This is a genomic window from Mesorhizobium sp. CO1-1-8 (assembly GCF_020164875.1).
GTDB lineage: Bacteria > Pseudomonadota > Alphaproteobacteria > Rhizobiales > Rhizobiaceae > Mesorhizobium.
The window spans coordinates 157,182-178,788 of the sequence record NZ_JAIUGZ010000008.1 but is presented as its reverse complement, the minus strand read 5'-3'; the positions used below and the strand labels follow the sequence as shown (position 1 = coordinate 178,788).

The 21,607-nt window shown below is 61.8% G+C and carries 19 protein-coding genes and 1 tRNA gene; 13 read left to right on the top strand and 7 right to left on the bottom strand.

The window, feature by feature from the left end; genetic code table 11:
- Nucleotides 1–7: 7 nt before the first annotated feature.
- Both LB558_RS17970 and LB558_RS17965 read right to left on the bottom strand, forming a co-directional pair.
- Nucleotides 8–1,561, bottom strand: a complete 1,554-nt coding sequence (locus LB558_RS17970; protein WP_224698791.1) for an acetolactate synthase large subunit — start codon at nucleotides 1,559–1,561, stop codon at nucleotides 8–10.
- A gap of 98 nt (nucleotides 1,562–1,659) precedes the next feature.
- Nucleotides 1,660–2,466 carry an alpha/beta hydrolase gene (locus LB558_RS17965; protein WP_224698790.1) on the bottom strand — a complete coding sequence of 269 codons (807 nt, stop codon included), beginning with the start codon at nucleotides 2,464–2,466 and terminating at the stop codon, nucleotides 1,660–1,662.
- Nucleotides 2,467–2,698: 232 nt separating this feature from the next.
- On the opposite strand from LB558_RS17965, the gene LB558_RS17960 reads away from it, so the two are divergent.
- The 3 genes from LB558_RS17960 to LB558_RS17950 are packed head-to-tail and all read left to right on the top strand — an operon-like array spanning nucleotide 2,699 to nucleotide 7,524.
- Entirely contained in the window at nucleotides 2,699–4,648 is a 1,950-nt protein-coding gene (locus LB558_RS17960; RefSeq protein ID WP_224698789.1) for a PrkA family serine protein kinase, read from the top strand.
- A 17-nt stretch (nucleotides 4,649–4,665) separates the two neighbouring features.
- Nucleotides 4,666–5,973, top strand: a complete 1,308-nt coding sequence (locus tag LB558_RS17955; protein ID WP_224698788.1) for a YeaH/YhbH family protein — start codon at nucleotides 4,666–4,668, stop codon at nucleotides 5,971–5,973.
- A gap of 9 nt (nucleotides 5,974–5,982) precedes the next feature.
- On the top strand, nucleotides 5,983–7,524 hold the full coding sequence (locus LB558_RS17950) for a SpoVR family protein (protein ID WP_224698787.1): 1,542 nt from the start codon (nucleotides 5,983–5,985) through the stop codon (nucleotides 7,522–7,524).
- Nucleotides 7,525–7,549: 25 nt separating this feature from the next.
- Here the strand turns inward: LB558_RS17950 and LB558_RS17945 are convergent, their stop codons facing one another.
- Genes LB558_RS17945 through LB558_RS17935 form a run of 3 tightly spaced genes read right to left on the bottom strand, consistent with a single transcriptional unit; the run spans nucleotide 7,550 to nucleotide 10,193 of the window.
- Nucleotides 7,550–8,446 carry an HlyC/CorC family transporter gene (locus LB558_RS17945; RefSeq protein ID WP_224698786.1) on the bottom strand — a complete coding sequence of 299 codons (897 nt, stop codon included), beginning with the start codon at nucleotides 8,444–8,446 and terminating at the stop codon, nucleotides 7,550–7,552.
- Nucleotides 8,443–9,585 (bottom strand): 3-dehydroquinate synthase, encoded by a 1,143-nt coding sequence (gene aroB / locus LB558_RS17940; protein WP_224698785.1) that lies wholly within the window; start codon nucleotides 9,583–9,585, stop codon nucleotides 8,443–8,445. Before aroB ends, LB558_RS17945 begins: the two co-directional genes overlap by 4 nt.
- Nucleotides 9,582–10,193, bottom strand: coding sequence for a shikimate kinase (locus LB558_RS17935; RefSeq protein WP_224698784.1), 612 nt, complete (start codon nucleotides 10,191–10,193; stop codon nucleotides 9,582–9,584). Before LB558_RS17935 ends, aroB begins: the two co-directional genes overlap by 4 nt.
- Nucleotides 10,194–10,403: 210 nt before the next feature.
- Between LB558_RS17935 and LB558_RS17930 the strand changes: the two genes are divergently transcribed.
- From LB558_RS17930 to LB558_RS17910, 5 genes are all read left to right on the top strand, one after another.
- On the top strand, nucleotides 10,404–10,556 hold the full coding sequence (locus LB558_RS17930) for a histidine kinase (RefSeq protein WP_224698883.1): 153 nt from the start codon (nucleotides 10,404–10,406) through the stop codon (nucleotides 10,554–10,556).
- Nucleotides 10,557–10,573: 17 nt separating this feature from the next.
- Nucleotides 10,574–11,491, top strand: coding sequence for a site-specific tyrosine recombinase XerD (locus LB558_RS17925; protein ID WP_224698783.1), 918 nt, complete (start codon nucleotides 10,574–10,576; stop codon nucleotides 11,489–11,491).
- A gap of 99 nt (nucleotides 11,492–11,590) precedes the next feature.
- The gene (locus LB558_RS17920; protein ID WP_063173172.1) at nucleotides 11,591–12,541 is read left to right on the top strand and encodes an acetyl-CoA carboxylase carboxyltransferase subunit alpha; all 951 of its coding nucleotides are present in this window, start codon (nucleotides 11,591–11,593) and stop codon (nucleotides 12,539–12,541) included.
- Nucleotides 12,542–12,757: 216 nt separating this feature from the next.
- Nucleotides 12,758–14,056 (top strand): L,D-transpeptidase family protein, encoded by a 1,299-nt coding sequence (locus tag LB558_RS17915; RefSeq protein WP_127261025.1) that lies wholly within the window; start codon nucleotides 12,758–12,760, stop codon nucleotides 14,054–14,056.
- Between the two features lie 8 nt (nucleotides 14,057–14,064).
- A complete protein-coding gene (locus tag LB558_RS17910) occupies nucleotides 14,065–14,301 on the top strand; it encodes a sulfurtransferase TusA family protein (RefSeq protein ID WP_224698782.1) in 237 nt (78 codons plus the stop codon).
- 9 nt (nucleotides 14,302–14,310) lie between these two features.
- On the opposite strand, the gene LB558_RS17905 is transcribed toward LB558_RS17910, so the two are convergent.
- Nucleotides 14,311–15,426 carry a CobW family GTP-binding protein gene (locus LB558_RS17905; RefSeq protein WP_224698781.1) on the bottom strand — a complete coding sequence of 372 codons (1,116 nt, stop codon included), beginning with the start codon at nucleotides 15,424–15,426 and terminating at the stop codon, nucleotides 14,311–14,313.
- Nucleotides 15,427–15,429: 3 nt separating this feature from the next.
- Complete coding sequence (locus tag LB558_RS17900; protein ID WP_224698780.1) at nucleotides 15,430–16,593, bottom strand: D-alanyl-D-alanine carboxypeptidase family protein; 1,164 nt, start codon at nucleotides 16,591–16,593, stop codon at nucleotides 15,430–15,432.
- Between the two features lie 212 nt (nucleotides 16,594–16,805).
- Between LB558_RS17900 and LB558_RS17895 the strand changes: the two genes are divergently transcribed.
- The 5 genes from LB558_RS17895 to LB558_RS17875 all read left to right on the top strand — a co-directional run bounded on the left by LB558_RS17895 (nucleotide 16,806) and on the right by LB558_RS17875 (nucleotide 21,194).
- Complete coding sequence (locus LB558_RS17895) at nucleotides 16,806–17,969, top strand: M20 aminoacylase family protein (RefSeq protein ID WP_224698779.1); 1,164 nt, start codon at nucleotides 16,806–16,808, stop codon at nucleotides 17,967–17,969.
- Nucleotides 17,970–18,052: 83 nt separating this feature from the next.
- Nucleotides 18,053–18,129 (top strand) — tRNA-Arg (locus LB558_RS17890).
- A 349-nt stretch (nucleotides 18,130–18,478) separates the two neighbouring features.
- Nucleotides 18,479–18,679 (top strand): DNA-binding protein, encoded by a 201-nt coding sequence (locus LB558_RS17885; RefSeq protein ID WP_224698778.1) that lies wholly within the window; start codon nucleotides 18,479–18,481, stop codon nucleotides 18,677–18,679.
- A 1-nt stretch (nucleotide 18,680) separates the two neighbouring features.
- A complete protein-coding gene (locus LB558_RS17880; RefSeq protein ID WP_224698777.1) occupies nucleotides 18,681–18,893 on the top strand; it encodes a hypothetical protein in 213 nt (70 codons plus the stop codon).
- Between the two features lie 132 nt (nucleotides 18,894–19,025).
- The gene (locus LB558_RS17875) at nucleotides 19,026–21,194 is read left to right on the top strand and encodes a DUF5906 domain-containing protein (RefSeq protein WP_224698776.1); all 2,169 of its coding nucleotides are present in this window, start codon (nucleotides 19,026–19,028) and stop codon (nucleotides 21,192–21,194) included.
- Nucleotides 21,195–21,607 lie beyond the last annotated feature (413 nt).

Genomic DNA, 21,607 nt, shown 5'->3' with positions numbered 1-21,607 from the left:
GCCGCGCTCAGAGCACCGCTTCGATGAGGAACGGGCCGCGCCGTGACAAGGCGCTGTCCAGCAGCGCGTCGAAGCGCTCGCACGTATCGGCGCGAGCCGCTTCCACGCCCATGCCTTTGGCCAGCGACACCCAGTCGAGCGAGGGATGGTCGATGTCGAGCATGCGCCTGGCGCTCTCGCCGATGGCGCCGGCGCCGACATTCTTCATCTCGCCATGCAGGATCGCATAGGTTCGGTTGGAAAACACGATCGTCACCACATCGAGCTTTTCCCGCGCCTGCGTCCACAATCCCTGCACCGTGTACATGCCGCTGCCGTCGGCTTCGAGATTGATCACCTTGCGGTCCGGACAGGCGATTGCAGCCCCGGTCGCCATGGGGATGCCGCCGCCGATCGATCCGCCCGTGCCCATCATGTAGTCGTGCGGCGCGGCAAAGGCCGACAGCGCGAAGAAACGCCTGGCCGAGGTGATCGCTTCATCGCAAATGATCGCCTCGGCCGGCAGTTTGCGCGCCACCGAGAGCGCGATGGCATCTTCCGTCAGCTTGCCGTTCGGCGTTGCCTCGTCGGGAAAAGCGGCCGCGAGCACCTGTTGTTGCGACGGCTTGATGCCAAGTTCGTCGCGAAGCGCCTCCAGCGCCGCATGCAGATCGTCGCCATGGGCGGCCAGTGTCAGCACCTCGCAGCCTTCCCGAACGAGCCGCCCCGGTTTTCCCGGATAGGCGAAGAAGGCAACCGGCTCCTTCGCGCCGACCAGGATCAGAACGTCGACATCCCTGAGCACAGCCGTCGCCGCATCGACCGGATAGGGAATGCGTGTCGGCGCCACGCGCCCGCGCCCGCGCTGCATCCGCGCGATCAGGACCTCGCTGAACAGGCGGACACCGCTGCCCGTCGAGATCTGCCCGGCGATGGCGAGCGCATCGGCTCGTGCGGCCTTCCCGCGAACCACCATGCCGATCCGACCCGGAGCGGCGCGGATCGCCGCGGCGATTTTTCTTACCGCGCCCATGTCGACGGCGGGCGGCGGCGCCAGGCTCACCTTGCTGACCGAGACTGCGCCGACTTCGCCCCAGGCGGCATCCGCCGGCAGGATCAGTGTCGTGACGCCGGGAGGTGTCAGCGATGCGTGCAAGGCCGCCTCGGTCGCCGGCGCGACATCGTCGGGGCCACCGATGCGGCGCACCCAGTTCGACATCGGCCGCGCAAGGCCTTCGATATCGCTGGTGAGCGGCGCATCGAGCGGCAAATGGTAGGAGGCATGGTCGCCGACGATGTTGATCATCGGGCTGAAGGCGCGCCGGGCATTGTGCATGTTGGCTAGCCCATTGGCCAGGCCGGGACCGGTATGCAGCAGCGTCGCGGCCGGCCGATCGGTCATCCGCGCATAGCCATCGGCAGCACCAGTCACCACGCCTTCGAACAGCCCGAGCACGCAACGCATTTTCGGCTTGCGGTCAAGTGCTGCAACGAAGTGCATTTCGGAGGTGCCGGGATTGGCGAAGCAGACCGTCACATCATTGGCCAGAAGCACGTTACACAGGACATCGGCGCCGTTCATGCAATTCCCTCCCGCTCACGATCGAAGAGCACTTGCACCGGGGCGCCCGCACAGCAATATCCCGCCGCCACTTTTGATCTGATCCAGCGCCGTAAGGATCAGCCGACCGCCGATTTCAGGAATGCCAGCGCGGCAGCGGTCAGCGCGTCACCGTCCTCGCCGAAATCGCGATTGATCGACATATGCGTGTAGGCGCTGCCGTCGAACAGCGTGACCTGGGTGCCCGTGGCGCGCAGGCGCTCGGCAAAGGCCTTGGAATCCTCGCTCCGACCGGATGCCCGCGAATAGGCGATGAAAGTCGGCGGGTGCTTGCGGCCGTCGACATAGCTGGCCGGCGAAAGTGCCGCCCATTGCGCGGGATCGGAAAAGACGCGGGCATAGGCCCGGACCATGCCGCCATTCTTGGCAAGCGATGCAAGGTCATAGGCCCTGGTGTCGTCGAGGATGAGCGCGGCTATGCCCGGCAGCCCACCGCGCATGCCGGTCAGGGCAATCAGATGGCAGCCGGCCGAATGGCCCATGCCGACAATGCGGTTGGGGTCGCCGCCATGCCGGGCGATGTTGGCCCTGATATAGGCGAAGGCCTTTTCGACGTCACCGGCCTGGGTGGCGACATCGGCCTCTGGCAACATGCGGTAATCGATGGAGACGAAGCAGAAGCCGTTGGCGAGCAGGAAGGCCGGTTTGGCGTCCACCTGACTGCGTTTGCCAAACTGCCAGGTACCGCCATGAACGAAAAACACGACCGGCCGGCCGATTGCACCATCGGGCGCATAGATGTCGAGCTTGGCCGGCCCGTAGTCGAAGGTTTTTGGCATGGGACGGCGTGTTTCCCACGCGGCCGATGCTTCCAATGGCAGCATCGCCGCCACGGAGGAAATGATCAGGCTTCGTCGATCGATCATCACTGTCTCCTGGCGGCAAGACTGCACGCGGCTGCCCCAGCCGTCCAGTCGGGGATTCGCAACCGCTACCCGCAACGAATACCGCTCCGCAACGAGCGCCTTGATCTCGGAGCGGCCCCAATCCTTACGATCGCAGCCACCTCCTCACATGAAGGGAACAAACGGTACCTCCCGACAGTTGAATGCGAGGTGAGCCGAATGGAAGCCACAGCGGCTCCGAGGGCAAAGCATCATGCGAGAGAACCAGTCTGACGTCTTCGATCTGTTTTCGGAAATTTACACCAACGCGGCGCAGGAAGAGATCAGCATCCAGCAGTATCTCCTTGCCTGCCGCGAGGACAAGTCGATGTATGCCTCGGCGCCTGAACGGATGGTCGAGGCGATCGGCGAGCCGAACCTGGTCGACACCAGCAAGGATGAGCGGCTCGGCCGTATTTTCTCCAACCGGACCCTGAAAGTGTACCCCTCCTTTGCCGATTTCTACGGCATGGAGGACACAATCGAGCGCATTGCCGGCTATTTTCGCTATGCGTCCCAGGGGCTCGAGGAGCGCAAGCAAATCCTCTACCTGCTCGGCCCCGTGGGCGGCGGCAAATCCTCCCTTGCCGAGCGGCTGAAGAAGTTGATGGAACAGCGCCCGATCTACACGCTGAAGGTCGGCAACCAGGTCAGCCCGGTTTTCGAATCGCCGCTTGGCCTTTTCCATCCCGATCGCATGGGCGACCTGCTGGAGGATAAATACGGCATTGCCCGACGCCGGTTGAATGGCCTCATTTCGCCATGGGCGGCCAAGCGCCTCGACGAACTTTCCGGCGACATTTCCAAGTTCAGCGTCGTCAAGCTGATGCCTTCGCGACTGCGCCAGATCGGCATCGCCAAGACCGAGCCCGGCGACGAGAACAATCAGGACGTCTCGGCCCTGGTCGGCAAGGTGGACATCCGGCAATTGGAAAATTTCAGCCAATCCGATCCGGACGCCTATTCCTATAGTGGTGGACTGAACCGGACCACCCAGGGCCTGCTTGAATTCGTCGAAATGTTCAAGGCGCCTATCAAGGTCCTGCATCCGCTGCTGACCGCCACCCAGGAAGGCAGCTACAACGGCACCGAAAATTTCGGCTCCTTTCCCTACCAGGGAATCATTGTAGCCCATTCCAACGAGTCGGAATGGCTGCAGTTCAAGAACAACAAGAACAATGAGGCCTTTCTCGATCGCATCCTCGTGGTCAAGGTGCCGTATTGCCTGCGAATAACCGAAGAGCGGCAGATCTACGAGAAACTGCTGCGGGAGAGCGAATTGGCCGCCAGTCCCTGCGCTCCAGAGGTCCTCGACATCCTCAGCAGGTTTACCGTCTCGACCCGCTTGGCCGAGCACGACAATTCGCCGCTCTACACCAAGATGCGCGCCTATGATGGCGAGAACCTCAAGGAAGTCGACCCCAAGGCCAAGTCGGTTCAGGAATATCGGGACGCCGCCGGCGTCGACGAGGGCATGGCCGGCGTCAGCACGCGCTTTGCCTTCAAGATCCTGTCGCAGACCTTCAACTACGACACCGAAGAGGTGGCCGCCGACCCCGTGCACCTCATGTACATCCTGGAGGAGGCAATCAAGCGCGAACAGTTTCCGAAGGAGACGGAAGCCGCCTATCTGGAGTTCATCAAGTCCGAGCTGGCCGCGCGGTATGCCGAATTCATCGGCCATGAGATCCAGAAAGCCTATCTGGAATCGTACAGCGAGTACGGCCAGAATCTTTTCGACCGCTACATCGCCTACGCCGACGCCTGGATCGAGGACCAGGACTACAAGGATCCTGACACAGGCCAGATCCTCAACCGCGAGGTTTTGGACAACGAGCTTTCACAGGTCGAAAAACCGGCCGGCATCGCCAATCCCAAGGACTTCCGCAATGAGGTGGTGAAATTCACGCTGCGCGCCCGCGCAAGAAACCATGGCCGCAACCCGGCGTGGACAAGTTACGAAAAGCTGCGGGAAGTCATCGAGAAACGCATGTTCGGCCAGGTCGAGGACCTCCTGCCGGTGATCAGCTTCGGTTCCAAGCAGGACAGCGTCACGGAAAAGCGGCACAATGAATTCGTGCAGCGGATGGTCGAGCGCGGCTACACCGATCGGCAGGTTCGTCGCCTTGTGGACTGGTACATGCGGGTGAATAGGGCGGGTTAGACAACCCGGATGGTTCCATGCCGATCTTCATCGACCGCCGCCTGAACCCTAAAGACAAGAGTCTCGGCAATCGCCAACGCTTCCTCCGACGCGCGCGCGAGGAATTGAAACGGAGCATACGCGACCAGATCCGCACCGGCAGGATCGCCGACGCGGATTCCGAGCACGCCGTGCGCATGCCTGAAAGAGGCACAAGCGAGCCGAGCTTCAACAACGCCCGCGACAGCGGCAAACGCCAGCACATCTTGCCGGGCAACAGGCATTTCTCCGCTGGAGACCTGATCCCCAAGCCCGGGGGCGGCGCGGGAGCATCGTCCCCAGGAGACAAGGCATCTGAAGACGACTTTCGTTTCGTGCTGTCGCGCGAGGAAGTGCTCGATCTTTTCTTCGAGGATCTCGAGCTCCCGGACATGGTCAAGCTCAACCTCAAGGAGATCCTTGCCTTCAAGCCGCGCAGGGCCGGCTTCGCCGCCACCGGTTCGCCGACCAACATCGCCGTTGGCCGCACGATGCGCAACAGCCACGGCCGCCGCATTGCGCTGAGGCGCCCCAAGCAGGTCGAGCTGGATGCAATCCTCGAGGAAATCGCCTCGCTCGAGGAGGCGCCATCCAGCACCGCGGCGCGCCAGCGTATTGCGGCATTGCGCGAAGAGCTTGATCGGCTGGAACGCCGCCGCCGCCGGATTGCCTATGTCGATCCGGTCGACATCCGCTTCAACCGCTTCGATCCCCGGCCGGTGCCGAACGCCAATGCCGTCATGTTCTGCCTGATGGACGTGTCCGGGTCCATGGGCGAGCGCGAGAAGGATTTGGCCAAGCGCTTCTTCGTGCTGCTGCACCTGTTCTTGAAACGACGCTACGACCGCATCGAGATTGTCTTCATCCGCCACACGCACCTGGCTCAGGAGGTCGACGAGGAGACATTTTTCTACAACACCCAAAGCGGCGGCACCGTCGTTTCCACCGCGCTGGAGGAAATGCACCGTATTATCGCCAGCCGCTACCCGGCCCACGACTGGAACATCTATGCCGCCCAGGCCTCGGACGGCGACAATTTCGCCGGCGATTCCGAGCGATGCATTTCGCTTCTCAACGGCGAGCTCATGCGGCTGTGCCAGTATTTTGCCTATGTCGAGATCATCGACGAGCGTGAAGCCCATATTTTCGGCTCGACCGAAAACGGGACATCGCTGTGGCGTGCCTATAACGCCATCGACCAGAAATGGCCGAATTTCCAGATGAGCCGCATCGCCACGCCCGCCGATATCTACCCGGTCTTTCGCCAGCTCTTCGGCAGGCAGCCGGCCTCCCTCAAGAGAGCGTGAGGGTTCCCGATGGCCAGGCAAGCGAGCAAATCCAGCCTGCTTTTCTCAGGGTCCGACTGGGATTTCAAAACATTGTCGCGGGCCTATGACGCGATCGAGGCACTTGCGGTCGAAGAGCTTCATCTGGACACCTATCCCGTTCAGATGGAGATCATCTCGTCGCAGCAGATGCTCGACGCTTATTCGTCCATCGGCATGCCACTGATGTACCGTCACTGGTCTTTCGGCAAACATTTCCTCCACCAGGATCTGCTCTATCGCAAGGGCGGGCGAGGGCTTGCCTATGAACTGGTCATCAATTCCAATCCCTGCATCGTCTATCTGATGGAGGAAAACACCATGGCCCTGCAGGCCTTGGTGACGGCCCATGCAGCGCTCGGCCACAATCATTTCTTCAAGAACAATCAGCTGTTCAAACAGTGGACGGATGCGGGTGCGATCCTCAGCTACCTGGACTTCGCCAAGGGCTACATAGTCCGTTGCGAGGAGCGGCACGGCCTCGCCGCCGTGGAGGCTGTTCTCGATTCCGCCCACGCGCTGATGGATCAGGGCGTGTTTCGCTATCACCGGCCGCCGAGGCTGTCGTCGGAACGGCAACGCGAAGGAATTCGCGAGCGTCTCGAATACGAGGAGCGCTCCTACAACGACTTGTGGCGTACGCTGCCGCCTTCGCAGCAAGCGGCCAACGACAAGGGCAAGGACCCGGAGCGGAAGAAATCGCTAAACCTGCCTGAGGAAAACCTGCTCTATTTCCTGGAAAAGAACAGCCCGGTCCTGGAGCCCTGGCAGCGTGAGATCATCAGGATCGTTCGCGTCATCGCGCAATATTTTTACCCGCAACGGCAAACACAGGTGATGAACGAAGGCTGTGCCACTTTCGTGCACTATACGCTGATGAACATGCTGTTTGACCGCGGCCAGATCAGCGAAGGCGCCATGCTCGAAATCCTGCGCAATCATTCCAACGTGGTCTTTCAGCCGGCCTTCGACGATCCGCGTTTTTCAGGCATCAACCCCTATGCTCTCGGCCTCGACATGATGCAGGATATCAAGCGCATCTCGACCAAACCCACGGCCGAGGACCGCGATTGGTTCCCCGACATCGCCGGCCAGGGCAACTGGCGCGAGGTCCTGCTTGACGCCTGGGCCGATCATCGCGACGAATCCTTCATCCGCCAGTACCTCAGTCCGGCCTTGATCCGGAAATGGCGGTTTTTTGTGCTCGGCGACGCTGCCGACCAACCGCATTGTCTGGTCGCGTCCATCCACGACGAGCGCGGCTACGCCAAGATACGCGCCACGCTCGCCAACAGTTATGATCTCGGCGCGAACCGGCCGGACATTCAGGTGGTGGATGTCGATCTGCTCGGCGACCGCCATTTGCGGCTGCAGCACAAGGTCAATGACGGCATCCTTCTCGAGGATGCCAGCCGCGACGCCACGCTTCGTCACATCCGCAGGCTTTGGGGCTATGAAGTCAGCCTGGCCGCCATAGATGCCGAGACCGGCGCGACGATTCACGAACGCTCGACGAGCCAGATCGCGGGATGACGGCACCCCGGTCTCCGGGCGCGCATCAGGCGTCGCCGGCCGGCCTGATCCTCAGCCTTGCGATCCGGTTCTTGTCGCGTTTCATGACGATGAAGCGCTTGCCGTGGAACGTAAAAGCCTGCTTCTCATCGGGGATCGATTGCGTCTCGTGGATGACGAGGCCGGCAATGGTGGTGGCCTCCTCATCCGGCAGGTTCCAGTCGAGAGCCCGGTTCAGGTCCCGGATCGGCACCGTGCCGTCGACGACGACGGAGCCGTCGGCCTCCTGCTTGACGCCCTGGATGTCGACATCGTGCTCATCGGCGATCTCGCCGACGATCTCCTCGATAATGTCCTCCAGCGTCACCAGCCCTTCGACCTCGCCATATTCGTCGACGACGACGGCGAAATGCGCCTTGCGGCGCAGGAAGGCGTTGAGCTGTTCCTGCAAGGTCGTGGTGTCGGGCACGAACCAGGGTTTCGAAGCGATCTTCATCACGTCGATCCGGGAGAAATCGTTGCCGACTTCGTTCAAGGCGCGCAGCAGATCCTTTGCATGCAGCACGCCGACGATGTTGTCGAGCGAGCCTTTCCACAGCGGCATGCGGGTGTGCGGGCTTTGCAAAATCTCGCGCACCACCGCTTCGGGTGCATTGTCGGCATTGACCGAGCGCATGTTGGTGCGGTGGACCATGATGTCGGAGACTTCGAGCTCGGCGAGATCGAACAGGCCGCCGACGCGGTCGCGATCCTCGCGCACCACCTGGCCGTCGCGGCGGAAATCGTCGACCGCGCCGCGCAATTCGTCCTGGCTGGAACGCTGCGGCTCGATGCGCGAAAGCTCGTATCCGAACATGGCAAGCAGGCGCGTGCGCACGGCAACGAGCAGCACGATGAGGATGGCAAGGACGGCGACGACGATCCAGCCGGGCTCGTTGGTCATCTCGGCCGCATCTTCTGCTGGTCCGGATGGTTTTCTGTCAGAAACGACAGCACTTCCGATGCCGGAACATCCTTGGCGATGAAAGCCTGGCCGATGCCGCGCGTCAGGATGAAGGTCAGCGCGCCGCGTGATACCTTCTTGTCCTGGGTGATGAAGGCCAGCAGTGCTTCGGCATCGGGCAAATCGCCTGGGATGTCGGCTATCCGCCAAGGCAGGCCGACGGCGCGCAGATGCGCCTCGACGCGCGCGGCATCGTCGGGGCTGGCCAGGTTGAGCCGCGACGAGAACCGGTGCGCCAGCGCCATGCCGATAGCGACGCCCTCGCCATGGACGAGGCGGGCTCCGTCATACTGCGTGGCGGCTTCCAGCGCGTGGCCGAAAGTGTGGCCGAGATTGAGCAGCGCGCGGTCGCCGGTCTCGAACTCGTCGCGCGCAACCATTTCGGCCTTGGCGCGGCAGGCTTCGGCGATCGCCTGCGCCCTCTCCGGCCCGCCGGCAAAAACCTGGACCCAATTCTTTTCCAGCCAGGCGAAAAATTCCGGCCGGTCGATGAGCCCGTATTTGGCGAGCTCGGCATAGCCGGCTCGGAATTCCCGGATCGGCAGCGTGTCGAGCACCCCGGTGTCGGCCAGCACCAATTTCGGCTGATGGAAGACGCCGACAAGGTTCTTGCCGCGTGGGCTGTTGATGCCGGTCTTACCGCCGACCGAGGAATCGACCTGCGCCAGCAGCGAGGTCGGGATCTGCACGAAATTCATGCCGCGCCGCACGATGCCGGCGGCAAAGCCGGCAAGGTCGCCAATAACGCCGCCGCCGAAGGCGATGACGATGTCGCCGCGCTCCAGTTTCGCAGCCAGCACACCGTCTACCACCTCTTCGAGATGAGCAAAACTCTTGGTTTTCTCGCCGGGCGGCAACGTGATCACGGCGGTCTGGATGCCGCCCGTTTCGAGGCTGGCCTGAAGGGCAGCGAGATGCGCCGCCGCGACATTGGCGTCGGTGACGACCGCGGCGCGCGTGCCCGGCAGCCGGCTCGCAATCTCCGCACCCGCGCGGGCCAGCAACCCCGAGCCGATCAGAATGTCATAGGTCCTGTCGCCAAGGCCGACTTCGACAGCAACGGGTGCATCGATGCTCACGATTCCACCTCGCCCGTCGCAGCGGCCTGATCGATGCCGAAATGCCGGCACAGCGCGTCCACCACCTCGGTCGCGATGACTTCCTTGCGGTCGTCGCGGGTCGGCACTGTGACGTCCGATGTCGCGTAGACCGGATAGCGCTCGCCCATCAGCCGCTCCAGCACGGCGCGGGGGTCGGCGCTTTTCAGGAGCGGCCGGTTCTGTTTCTTGGAGACGCGGTCCATCAGAAGATCGAGCTCTGCCTTCAGCCACACCGACACGCCGTGCGCTGCAATCGCCTCGCGCGTCTGCGCATTCATGAAGGCGCCGCCGCCGGTCGACAGCACCTGCGGGCCGTTTTCCAGCACGCGCAGGATGACGCGCTGCTCCAGCGCCCTGAATTCGGTCTCGCCGTAGCGCTCGAACAGTTCCGGAACGGTCATGCGCGAGACGCTTTCGATCTCCTGGTCGCTGTCGATGAAGGGCAGCGCCAGCATGGTTGCCACCTTGCGGCCGATCGCCGTCTTGCCGGCACCCATCAATCCGACGAAGACGACGGAACGGCTACCCAGCCGGCCAAGCAACGCGGCGTGGGTCTCGTCTGGAGGATTTGCTGGCAGCGCGTTCATCGGATGTTTCGAAGGCCCTCTTTGCCGGCGTATCGACATGAAAAGCCCGTTTGCGTCAAGCATGGCAAGTGCCTTGAACCCGATATGGACCGGCAGGGTCTGCATCAGAAGTTGCTAACAGGCCTCAGCTTCTTCCTTGAATTGGCCGGATTGGCGTCCCATAAGGGGACAGGGTTTGGAAACGCAGAACAAGAAGACGGGCGAAAATTGATGCCGACACTGTTTCGCTTTGTCGTGGTAACAGCGATTCTGGCTGGCATTGCCTATGGTACGATGTTCGCACTGGTGATGTTCGTCGAGCCAAGGAAGGGGGAAATGAGCGTGCGCATCCCTCCCGAAAAGCTCAATCCCAAGAAAAGCTGAATGACAAGAAAAGCTGAATGAACAGCGCCGCCCGCATCGAAGCCTTCCTGGAAATGATGAGCGCCGAGCGGGGCGCGGCCGAAAACACGCTTTCCTCCTACCGCCGCGACCTCGAGGACGCTTCTGAAGCGATCGATGGCGGGCTGGCCAGTGCCGCCGCCGCCGATATCCGAGCCTATCTCGACGACATTGCCGCCCGCGGCTTTGCAGCCACGTCGCAGGCGCGCAAATTGTCGGCGATCCGCCAGTTCTTCAAATTCCTCTACGCCGAAGGCCTGCGCGGCGATGACCCGACCGGCACGCTGGACAGCCCGAAAAAGGGCCGCCCGCTGCCCAAGACGATGAGCGAGGCGGACGCCGGCCGGCTGATCGACCGTGCGGCGCTTGAGGCCGGCGATGTCTCGTCGGGCGATGGGGACAGTCTGGCATCACTGCGCCTGCATGCGCTGGTCGAGGTGCTTTACGCCACCGGCCTGCGCGTTTCCGAGCTGGTCGGCCTGCCGGTGACGGTGGCGCGGCGCGACGACCGTTTCTTCATGGTGCGCGGCAAGGGCGACAAGGAGCGTATGGTGCCGCTCTCCGCCAAGGCACGCGCGGCGATGAAGACCTGGCTTGCAGCCCGTGCCAGGGTGCCCGCCTTTGCCGACAGTCCGTTCCTGTTTCCGGCCGCCTCCGACAGCGGCTATCTCTCGCGTCAGGTCTTCGCGCGTGACCTGAAAGGGCTGGCGGCAAGGGCCGGCATCGCCTCGGCGAAGATCTCGCCGCACGTGCTGCGCCATGCTTTCGCCAGCCATCTCCTGCAGAACGGCGCCGATCTCCGGGCCGTGCAGCAATTGCTTGGCCATGCCGACATATCGACGACACAGATTTACACCCATGTGCTGGAAGAGCGGCTGGTGCGGCTGGTCAACGATCATCATCCGCTTGCCGACTAGGTCTCATATCGCTATGTGAGGACGACATTTCACCGCCCGGAGCCTTGGATTCAAGGGTTCCGTCAGCCACTGCCTTCCGACGTATCGGTCCGCTCACGCATGTACAATTACCTCGATTTCGAAAAGCCGGTGCAGGACCTCGAGGGCAAGATCCTCGAGCTGAAGAAGCTTGCCGAGAATGGCGAGGCGGTCGATGTCGGCGACGAGATCAGCCGTCTCGAGAAGCGCTCCCGCGACGCGCTGCGCGACGCCTACAAGGCGCTGACGCCGTGGCAGAAGGTGCAGGTGGCTCGCCATCCCGACAGGCCGCATTGCGTCGACTACATCAAGGGCCTGTTCACCGATTTCACGCCGTTGGCCGGCGATCGCAATTTCGGTGAGGACCAGGCGATCGTGGGCGGTTTCGCCCGTTTCCGCGGCGAACCCATTGCCATCATCGGCCAGGAAAAAGGTTCCGATACAGCCAGCCGCCTGAAGCACAATTTCGGATCGGTTCGCCCGGAGGGCTACCGCAAGGCGGTACGGCTGATGGAACTGGCCGACCGCTTCAAGATCCCGCTGCTGACGCTGGTCGACACGGCCGGCGCCTATCCCGGTGTCAACGCTGAAGAGCGCGGCCAGGCGGAGGCCATCGCCCGTTCAACCTCGACCTGTCTCGGCCTGAAAGTACCGTCGATCTCGGTGGTCATCGGCGAAGGCGGTTCGGGCGGAGCCATTGCCATCGCCACCGCCAACCGCGTCTACATGCTCGAACACGCCATCTATTCGGTGATTTCGCCGGAAGGGGCCGCCTCTATCCTGTGGCGCGACACGACGCGATCGAAGGATGCGGCGACCAACATGAAGATCACCGCGCAGGATCTTCTGGAACTGAAGATCATCGACGCCATCATCCCCGAGCCGCTCGGCGGTGCGCATCGCGGCGCCGAAACCGTGATCGCCGCGACCGGAGACCTCATCGCCAGGACGATGAAGGACTTTGCCGGCGCCAACACCGATTTCCGCGAGCAGCGCCGCGAAAAATACCTGGCCATGGGCCGCAGTCTCTGACCACCGGCAGCCTTGGCCGCCATAATGTGGCGGGGCGGAGCATTTTTGCCACAAAAATGCCGCTGCATTCGGCTCAATGAGACTGCCGCAGGGGGATGCGTCGGCACTTGCGGTAAGGAATTTATTAGGGTTAACGGGCTTAGGGTCCGTCGATGCGCAGTGTAGCAGCCGGGGCAGGAACGTCCGGGCGCCAGAGAAAAGACGATATCCGCAGCCATGTTTGTCAAGCTTGCCCGCACCGGAATCCTGATCGCTGCCCTCGGCGTTGCCGGGTGCAACAATTCGTCCATGAAGGATTTTGCCCCGGAGGCCAACAAGCCGCTGCCCGACAAGATCCTCGCCGACATGAGGGCCAAGGGCATGGTCCGCACCTCGTCGGTGATGGCCCGCATCTTCAAGGAAGAGGGCAAGCTCGAGATCTGGAAGGCCAAGACCAACGGCCGCTATGACATGGTCGCCAGCTACGACATCTGCAAATGGTCGGGCAAGCTCGGGCCGAAATACACCGAAGGCGACCGCCAGGCGCCGGAAGGCTTCTACACGGTGCGCCCGGCGCAGATGAATCCGCGCTCGAACTATCATCTGTCCTTCAACATCGGCTATCCCAACGCCTATGACCGCGCCAATGGCCGTACCGGCTCCAATTTGATGGTGCACGGCGCCTGTTCGTCGTCGGGCTGCTATTCGATGACCGATGCGCAGATCGAGCAGATCTATGCGTTCGGCCGCGATGCTTTCCAGGGCGGCCAGACCGAATTCCAGATCCAGGCGTTTCCGTTCCGCATGACCGCCGCCAACATGGCGCGCTACCGCAACGACCCGAACTACGACTTCTGGAAGATGCTGAAGGTCGGCTACGACAATTTCGAGATCACCAAGGTGCCGCCGAAGGTCGATGTCTGCGAGAAGCGTTATGTCTTCAACCAGGTTGCCGCCGACGGTCAGACATTCGATCCGACCGGCGCCTGCCCGGCGACGACGCAGCCTGATTCGCTGAAGAGCGCCTACAACTCCTATATGAGCACCTACGACGCTGCGTTCAGCGGCGCGGTCAAGGCCAGCGTGCCGGCGCCCAAGCCGACCATCGCCGGTATCAAGGAAGCCAGCATCGTCTCCGACTGGTCCAAGCGCCGGGCGCGCGGCGAACGCGTGCCGATCGACCCGCCGTCGCTCAACAACGACGGCTCGGTGACCGAGACGGCGCGCATGGGCCGCATCGATTCGCCTGCTGGCCGTAAGATGGCCGCCCTCGACGCCGAAAAAGCTGCCAAGCAGAAGGCCGAGCAGCAGAGGCTGGCTGCCATAGAGGCGGCCAAGCAAGCCAAGGAAGCCGCCAAGGCCCAGGCTCTGGCTGAAAAGGAGGCCGAGAAGGCCGCCAAGGAAGCCCCTGTCGCCACCGCGACCATCGCGGCCCCTTCGGAAGCGGCGCCGATGGCTGAAACGCAAGCGGCGAGTGCCGACGAAAGCCGGGTGACGAAGCTGAAGAACAAGCTGCTCGGCATGTTCGGCGGTTGATATCGCCCGTGGCTGATCGCGCCGCTATTTATGACCTTAAGGGGCTGAACTGCCCCTTGCCCGTGCTCAAGGCCAAGAAGCGCCTGGCCGGGATGCAACCGGGCAGCCGGCTCTGGTTGGAGACCACGGACCCGCTCGCCGTCATCGACATTCCGGCATTCTGCTCCGACAGCGGCCACCAGTTGATTGAAACGGCGGCGGTCTCCGGCGGTCATCGCTTCCTGATCGAGCGCGGCGCGCCGTAATCGTGGGGGCTACCGCCCGGCAATCGCCAGCGGGTTGTTTTCCAGCGCCGCGCGATCGGGCGTGTCGATCGACGGCCGGTTGGTGAAGGCGGCGAACAGCCGGCGGATATACTCTTCCGGCATATCGAGCGTGATCAGCACCAGCCGGGTGCCGCGCTGGCCATCGGGCCAGGACGGCAATTGCACCGGCGGATGCAGGATTTTCTGCACGCCATGGATCACCAGCGGCCGCGACGGATCTTCCCTGAGTTCGATGACGCCCTTCATGCGCAGCAGATGCTCGCCATGCGTCGAGCGCAGCAGGTCGAGGAACATCTCGATCGCCGAAAACGGTACCGGGCCGTCATGCACCAGCGAATAGGAACGCACCCGCGAATCGTGGCGAGGACCGTGGTCATGGCCATGCGCATGATCATGCCCATCATGACGGTGGTGGTCATGATCGTGCGCCGCTTCCTCGCCCAGCCAGCGCCGCACATCGGCGGATTTGGTTGCCGGGTTGTAGAGGCCGCAGTCGAACAGCGCCGCCACGCCTGTCTCCGTGTCGCCGGCATCGAGCAGTTCGGCACCTGGATTGATCAGCCGCAGGCGCGCCCGCAGCATTTCCAACTCATTGGCATCGGTGATCAGATCGGCTTTGCTGAGCACGATGCGGTCGGCGACGGCAACCTGCTTCACCGCCTCGACATGGGCATCGAGCGTGGCATTGCCGTTGACGGCATCGACCAAAGTGATGACGCCGTCGAGCCGGAAGGCCTGGATCAGCGCCGGATGGGCCATGATCGACTGCAGCACCGGCGCCGGGTCGGCAAGGCCGGTGGTCTCGACAATGACGCGGGCAAGCCGGGCGATGCGGCCGGTCTGCAGCCGGTCGACCAGGTCGGCCAGCGTATCGACCAGTTCACCGCGCACCGTGCAGCACAGGCAGCCGTCCGACAGCTGGATGATGCCGTCGGAAGACTGCTCGACCAGCAGATGGTCGATCGCCACCTCGCCGAACTCGTTGATGATCACCGCCGTGTCGGCCAGCGCCGGATCCTTGAGCAGCCGGTTGAGCAGCGTCGTCTTGCCGGCGCCGAGGAAACCGGTCAGCACCGAGACGGGGATCGGGAAGCCGCTCCCCATTGGCTAGTTCGCAACCTTGGCCGGCTGGTCGCCCTGTGCGGCGGAGCCGGCAATCTTCGGGCCGGTGCCGGCCGGTGCCGGCCTGTCGGGCCGCCAGCTCGGGATCGGCACATCGGCATATTCCTGGCCGCCCTGGTCGAGGATGGCCTTCGGCGCCGGACCGGTGGCGCCGCCGAGGCCGACGGCAACCAGCGTCGGCACATGGTCGAGCTTTTCCTGGTAGGGCGATTTCGGCACGTTCTTGGCGGCAACCGGCGGCGCCTCCGACTGCTCCTGCGGCTTCTTCTTCCTGCAGACCTCGTCCTGCATGTCGTTGGGCGAGACCGTGTCGCCATAGGGCGCCAGCGTGGTGACGGTGGCCGAGCCGGCGGCAGGCGTGTCGAACCCCTGATCGAGCAGTTTTGCCGCCGTCTCGGCACGGGTGACGGCCGACTTCTCGCCAAGCACGACCGCGACCAGCGTGCGCCCGTTGCGCGTCGCCGAACCGATCATGTTGAAGCCCGAGGGGCAGACAAAGCCGGTCTTCATGCCATCGGCGCCGGGATAACGGCCGATCAAGAGATTGTAGTTGGGGATCGCCTTCTTGCCGACGGCAAGACCCTCGATCGAGAACCACGGCACATATTGCGGAAATTCGCGGCGGATCGCCATCACCAGCACGGCGAGGTCGCGCGCCGTCGTGTACTGATCCGGCGAATAGAGCCCGTTCGGATTGACGAAATGCGTGCCGTTCATGCCAAGTCGGGTCGCCTCGGCATTCATCCGGTCGGCAAAGGCGGCCTGCGAACCGCCGACATTTTCGCCCACGGCCATGGCGATATCGTTGGCCGATTTGACCAGCATCATCTTCAGCGCATTGTCGAGCCGCATCACCGAACCCGGCTTGAAGCCCATCTTGCTTGGCGGCTCGGCGGCGGAGTGTTTGGTCACCTTGATCGGCGAATCAAGCTGCACCTCGCCGGCGGCGATCGCCCGAAAGGTGACATAAGCGGTCATCAGCTTGCTCAGCGATGCCGGATACCAGCGCTTGAACGCATCCTGATGTTGCAGGATCTTGCCGCTGCCGAGGTCGAACACCACCACCGGATTGGCCAGCGCCGGCCCGGCCACGACCGATAGCGCGATTGTGCCAGCCGACAATAGTTTGAGGAAATGCCTGTACCGCATGATCAAATCCGAAATCGCCTCTTGCCGTAGTCGCCCCTGGCTCCGTAAGATTTCGTTACGCGATCGCCAGCATATGGTCCGACCCTCAAAAACCGGACCCATTGTTGCGGTGCTATTTACTCTATGTGACGCCAAGATGGCAAAGTGCCTGGCGATCACAATTGCAAGGCAGCGGCCAACACCCGCCGTCCCAACAGCGAGATGGAACCATCATGCCAATCCTGAACCGTGCCGCCGAAATGCAGGACGAAGTTGCCGGCTGGCGCCAGCATCTGCACCAGACGCCAGAACTGAACTTCGACGTCTTCAAGACCGCCGCCTTCGTCACCGAGAAGCTGAAGGCTTTCGGCTGTGACGATGTGGTCACCGGCCTCGGCAAGACCGGCGTCGTTGGCATCATCCGCGGCCGCCAGGGCGAAGGCCCGACCATCGGCCTGCGCGCCGACATGGACGCGCTGCCGCTCAACGAGATATCAGGCAAGCCCTACGCCTCGACCATCCCCGGCAAGATGCACGCCTGCGGCCATGACGGCCACACCGCGATGCTGCTGGGCGCGGCGAAATACCTCGCCGAGACGCGCAACTTCACCGGCTCGGTGGCGGTGATCTTCCAGCCGGCCGAAGAGGGCGGCGGTGGCGGCAACGAGATGGTCAAGGACGGCATGATGGAGCGTTTCGACATCTCTAGGGTGTTCGGCATGCACAACATGCCGGGCCTGCCTGTCGGGCAGTTCGCCATTCGCCCGGGCCCGATCATGGCAGCGACCGCCGAGTTCACCATCACCGTGCGCGGCAAGGGCGGTCACGCGGCGATGCCGCACGGCACGATCGACCCGATCGTCATCACCAGCCAGCTGGTCGGCGCCTTGCAGACGATCGCCTCGCGCAGCACCGACCCGGTCGAGGCCGTGGTGGTGTCGGTGACCAAGTTCCACGCCGGTGACGCCTACAACATCATCCCGGAAACGGCCGAAATCGCCGGCACGGTGCGCACCTTGCGCAAGGAAATCGCCAAGAAGTCCGAAGAGCGCATCCGCACCATCTGCGACGGGTTGGCGACCGCCTTCGGCGCCAGGATCGAGGTCGACTACCAGGCAAACTACCCCGTGACCTTCAACCATCCCGAAGAGACGGTGTTTGCCAGCGATGTCGCCATCGGTGTCGCCGGCGACGCCCATGTCCATCGCGGCATCCAGCCGGTGATGGGCGGCGAGGATTTCTCCTACATGCTCGAAGCCCGCCCCGGCGCCTTCATCTTCATCGGCAATGGCGACACCGCCGGCCTCCACCACCCGGCCTACGACTTCAACGACGAGGTCATCCCGCACGGCATGAGCTACTGGGTAAAACTGGCGGAAACCGCGCTGGCCGCCTGACGGCGGCAGCGCAAAGCCGGCCGAATTGCCTTCGGCCGGCCTCTTGGCGAAACGATCCGAAGCGGCTATGTGTCTGGCCGCGTGGTCCCGTAGCTCAGTAGGATAGAGCGGCAGATTCCTAATCTGTAGGTCACAGGTTCGATTCCTGTCGGGATCACCACTCGCAAGCCCATACAGCGCAAGGCTTTGCGGAGATTCGGTGGCTCTTAGATCTGATGATTTTATGTTGCGTCGTGTTGCAACGGGACGCTAGCGTTTGCAAGGGCCTGCAACAGGGGGCAAGCTGCTACGAGCAACATGCAATGCAACATAAAAGCCAGCGTTTGCAGGCGCTTGCATGAACCTCCAATGCGTGCAAAGCTGCCCCTTAGACAGGAAAACAGGACATAAGGCCCGTTGAGTTGACGCTCAGCTAGGCCCGCGCGCTAAGCGCCTGACGCATTCAATTGCGCCGTCCTCTGTCTCCGCTCCCGTTGACTGCCACCGGCGCTCGACTCGGAGCGAAGATCATGGAAGCCAATCCCGACGACACTGACCTCAGCCTCATCTGGGGCAGCCCGAACATTGCCCGCGCGATCAACCGCAAGCCCCGCATCACTGCATACATGCTTGAGAAGGGTGAGATCCCCGGCGCGACGAAGGTGCTGGGCAAGTGGGTCATCAGCCGCCACAAGCTGCGCGAGAAGTTCGGCGTGACGGAGGTAGCGTGACATGGCCGAACCTGACCCATCCGCAGCCGTACAGCCAGCCGCCAAATGGCTTGCTGATAACTGGCACACTGTAGAGCGACCAATCATACCGCGCCTGCGTAGCGCCTATGGGCTGTCAGTGCTGGAAGCGATCGATGCCATGCGCATAGCACGGAGCATCGTCTATCAAAAGAAAACGCCGGCCCAACAGGACCGGCGTTCTGAAAAATCATGAGCACATAAAAAGCACGTCCCGAGCTTGGGCAATGCTCGCAAAACACTACCCTACTTCAACCCTGAATTGCAATCGATTTCAGTGAGTAGGGCAATGACACAACAACCATCGACCATAAACCTTGAGGACGCAGTGCGATTTCTGAAGCGCATCGATCCGACCGCAAATCGCTTCACATTTCAGACTTTCGATGATCGAAAAGATGCGGATAAAGAATCCAAAGTCTCACGGGCAATGGCCAAAATCCATCACGGCACGCTGGCCGAGCTAACTTCAACGCTGAAGGGCAAGAACGAAGATGGTGCTGGCATCTATGTCACCGTCAACGAAACTGACTTCAAAGGGCGCGCTGCCGAGAACGTGACGCGTGTCCGGGCAGTGTTTGCCGATCTTGATGGCGCACCGCTTCAGCCGGTGCTGGACTTCCACGTCCAGCCCCACATGATCACGGAGACATCGCCGGGACGATACCAAGCCTTCTGGATTATCGAGGGTATGGAACTTGATGAGTTCCGACCGATCCAAGACGAGATTGCCAAGCGGTTCAATGGCGATCCAAAGGTGAATGACAAAAGCCGCGTCATGCGGCTTCCCGGTTTTTTCCATCGGAAACGTGACCCGTTTCTGACACGGATCGAGCGGATAAATGACGAGCCGCCCTACCCCGCTGACATATTCCGAGGACAGCCACCCCAGGACAATATGCCCGTCGTTGAAGAAGGATCGCGCAACACATCGCTGACGAGTTGGGCCGGTGTCCTCAGGCAGCGCGGCCTGTCGGCGGCGGCCCTCGGCGACGTTCTGCTGACGCTGAACCAGCACCTTTGCGAAACACCGCTGCCCGATTCTGAGGTAGCGCAGATCGCAAAAAGCGCTGGCAAATGGAAAGCCGGGTCGGTCGAGATTCAGGAATTAAATGATGAATACGCTGTCACGTGGGCCGGCACATCAGCGGTCATTCTGCGGGAGGGATACGATCAGGAGCTTGGCCGGAAGACGGTCTGGTTTGTGAAGAAGGAAGACCTCGCTCTCATGCTGGCCAACCGATCTATCGAAGCCGGCAACAAGCAAATGCCTCTATTCGATCATTGGCTGAAACACCCCGAGCGGCGGCAATACAGCGGCGTAGTGTTTGCACCCGGGCGGGATGTCCCGGGCGCCTACAATATGTGGCGGGGATGGGCCGTGGAACCTGACGCAAACGCATCATGCCAACTGTTCCTTGCCCATATGCGCAATGTCATCTGCAACAATGACGATGAAGTCTATCGATGGGTCGAAGGCTGGCTTGCCGACGCCGTGCAACACCCCGATACGAAACCTGGCACCGCTATCATTCTCCGGGGGCTTGAGGGCAGCGGCAAAGGCCTGTGGACTCAATATATCGGCGCCATGTACGGCGAGCACTTTGTTCACCTCCAGCAAGGCGAGCACCTCGTCGGGCGGTTCAATGCCCAGCTAAAAGGATGCACGCTGTGTTTTGCCGACGAGGCACTTTTCGCCGGCAATCGCTCTCACGGCAATGTTCTAAAAGGGCTGATCACCGAACCTACCCTGATGCTGGAGATGAAGTACGTCAACGCCTTTCCCGTTGCAAACCGCGTTCGGCTTATCATGGCCAGTAACGAGGATTGGGTGGTCGCAACTGGACTCAATGCGCGCCGCTTTTTGGTCCTTGAGGTACCAATGACAGAAAGGGAAAACGTCGCCTATTTCGACGCTCTTGCGGCCGAGATGGCGGCCGGGGGTCCGGCGGCGCTCATGGCTCATCTCCTCGCCGTAGACATTGCCGGCATCGACCTTCGCAACACACCGAAGACGGCGGCTCTGATGGAGCAGAAGCACCTCACAATGACGCCGGTCCAGAAGTGGTGGTACGAACGCCTGCTCAACGGCTATCTGCTCGATATGGAAACCGAGACTTGGGATGAACCCACCGATCAAGGATTGCTCTGGATGGTCGGCAAAGAAGTCTATGACGACTATCTGAAACATGCCCGCGACTCGAACGCTAGATTCCGCGACACGCCCGAAAGTTTCGGGAAGGCTATTGGCAAACTTTGTCCTGGTCTGATCCGAAAGAAGAAGTGGATGGACACCAAGTGGTTTGACACCCACATGGCTGAATGGGTCACCCAGAACAAACTGGTCAACGCCCACGGATATCCGCCGCTGCAGGTTTGCCGAACCCAGTTCGAGAAAGTGCTTGGGCACAAAGTGGACTGGCCGGAAGACGACATGCCCGACGTCAAGCCCGATGAGCCAGCACTGAAGACGGGCGACGCTGACATACCATTCTAGCGGGGTACTGAGGTTTACGGGGTTTATGTGCTTCACCTCTCAGCGCGCGCTAGCTTAAGCGCGCGTTTTCGAGGGTAGGTTACCAGCTTTACGGGTTTTACCTGCATTACGGGCGACGGATAGTTAGCAGCGCGCTTAGCTGCGCTAGGGCACGCGTCCAGCGGACAAAAAGCGCACAGCAAGTAATTACTTCCCTGTAAAACTAGTAAATCTGGTAATCCCGGTAACCTCCGTGTTTTCGTCTTACCCACCGGAAGTGCGCAGTTTTACCGGGAGATGACGAATTCAGAGCCAACTTCCGCATTTTATTGTGCGCCCTCTAGATCCAAGTTAGGCTAGATCATCATTTAAGCAACAGATTTTGTATCCGTAGTACTTCGATAAGCGATTCAAAACATTCCTGAAAATAGTTC

Coding starts and splice junctions, on each gene's coding strand:
- LB558_RS17900 (WP_224698780.1), bottom strand. CDS start 16,593: ATGCGGTACAGGCATTTCCTCAAACTATTGTCGGCTGGCACAATCGCG.
- LB558_RS17880 (WP_224698777.1), top strand. CDS start 18,681: ATGGCCGAACCTGACCCATCCGCAGCCGTACAGCCAGCCGCCAAATGG.
- LB558_RS17955 (WP_224698788.1), top strand. CDS start 4,666: ATGCCGATCTTCATCGACCGCCGCCTGAACCCTAAAGACAAGAGTCTC.
- LB558_RS17935 (WP_224698784.1), bottom strand. CDS start 10,193: ATGAACGCGCTGCCAGCAAATCCTCCAGACGAGACCCACGCCGCGTTG.
- LB558_RS17965 (WP_224698790.1), bottom strand. CDS start 2,466: ATGATCGATCGACGAAGCCTGATCATTTCCTCCGTGGCGGCGATGCTG.
- LB558_RS17895 (WP_224698779.1), top strand. CDS start 16,806: ATGCCAATCCTGAACCGTGCCGCCGAAATGCAGGACGAAGTTGCCGGC.
- LB558_RS17925 (WP_224698783.1), top strand. CDS start 10,574: ATGAACAGCGCCGCCCGCATCGAAGCCTTCCTGGAAATGATGAGCGCC.
- LB558_RS17920 (WP_063173172.1), top strand. CDS start 11,591: ATGTACAATTACCTCGATTTCGAAAAGCCGGTGCAGGACCTCGAGGGC.
- LB558_RS17945 (WP_224698786.1), bottom strand. CDS start 8,446: ATGACCAACGAGCCCGGCTGGATCGTCGTCGCCGTCCTTGCCATCCTC.
- LB558_RS17960 (WP_224698789.1), top strand. CDS start 2,699: ATGCGAGAGAACCAGTCTGACGTCTTCGATCTGTTTTCGGAAATTTAC.
- LB558_RS17930 (WP_224698883.1), top strand. CDS start 10,404: ATGCCGACACTGTTTCGCTTTGTCGTGGTAACAGCGATTCTGGCTGGC.
- LB558_RS17915 (WP_127261025.1), top strand. CDS start 12,758: ATGTTTGTCAAGCTTGCCCGCACCGGAATCCTGATCGCTGCCCTCGGC.
- LB558_RS17905 (WP_224698781.1), bottom strand. CDS start 15,426: ATGGGGAGCGGCTTCCCGATCCCCGTCTCGGTGCTGACCGGTTTCCTC.
- LB558_RS17885 (WP_224698778.1), top strand. CDS start 18,479: ATGGAAGCCAATCCCGACGACACTGACCTCAGCCTCATCTGGGGCAGC.
- LB558_RS17950 (WP_224698787.1), top strand. CDS start 5,983: ATGGCCAGGCAAGCGAGCAAATCCAGCCTGCTTTTCTCAGGGTCCGAC.
- LB558_RS17970 (WP_224698791.1), bottom strand. CDS start 1,561: ATGAACGGCGCCGATGTCCTGTGTAACGTGCTTCTGGCCAATGATGTG.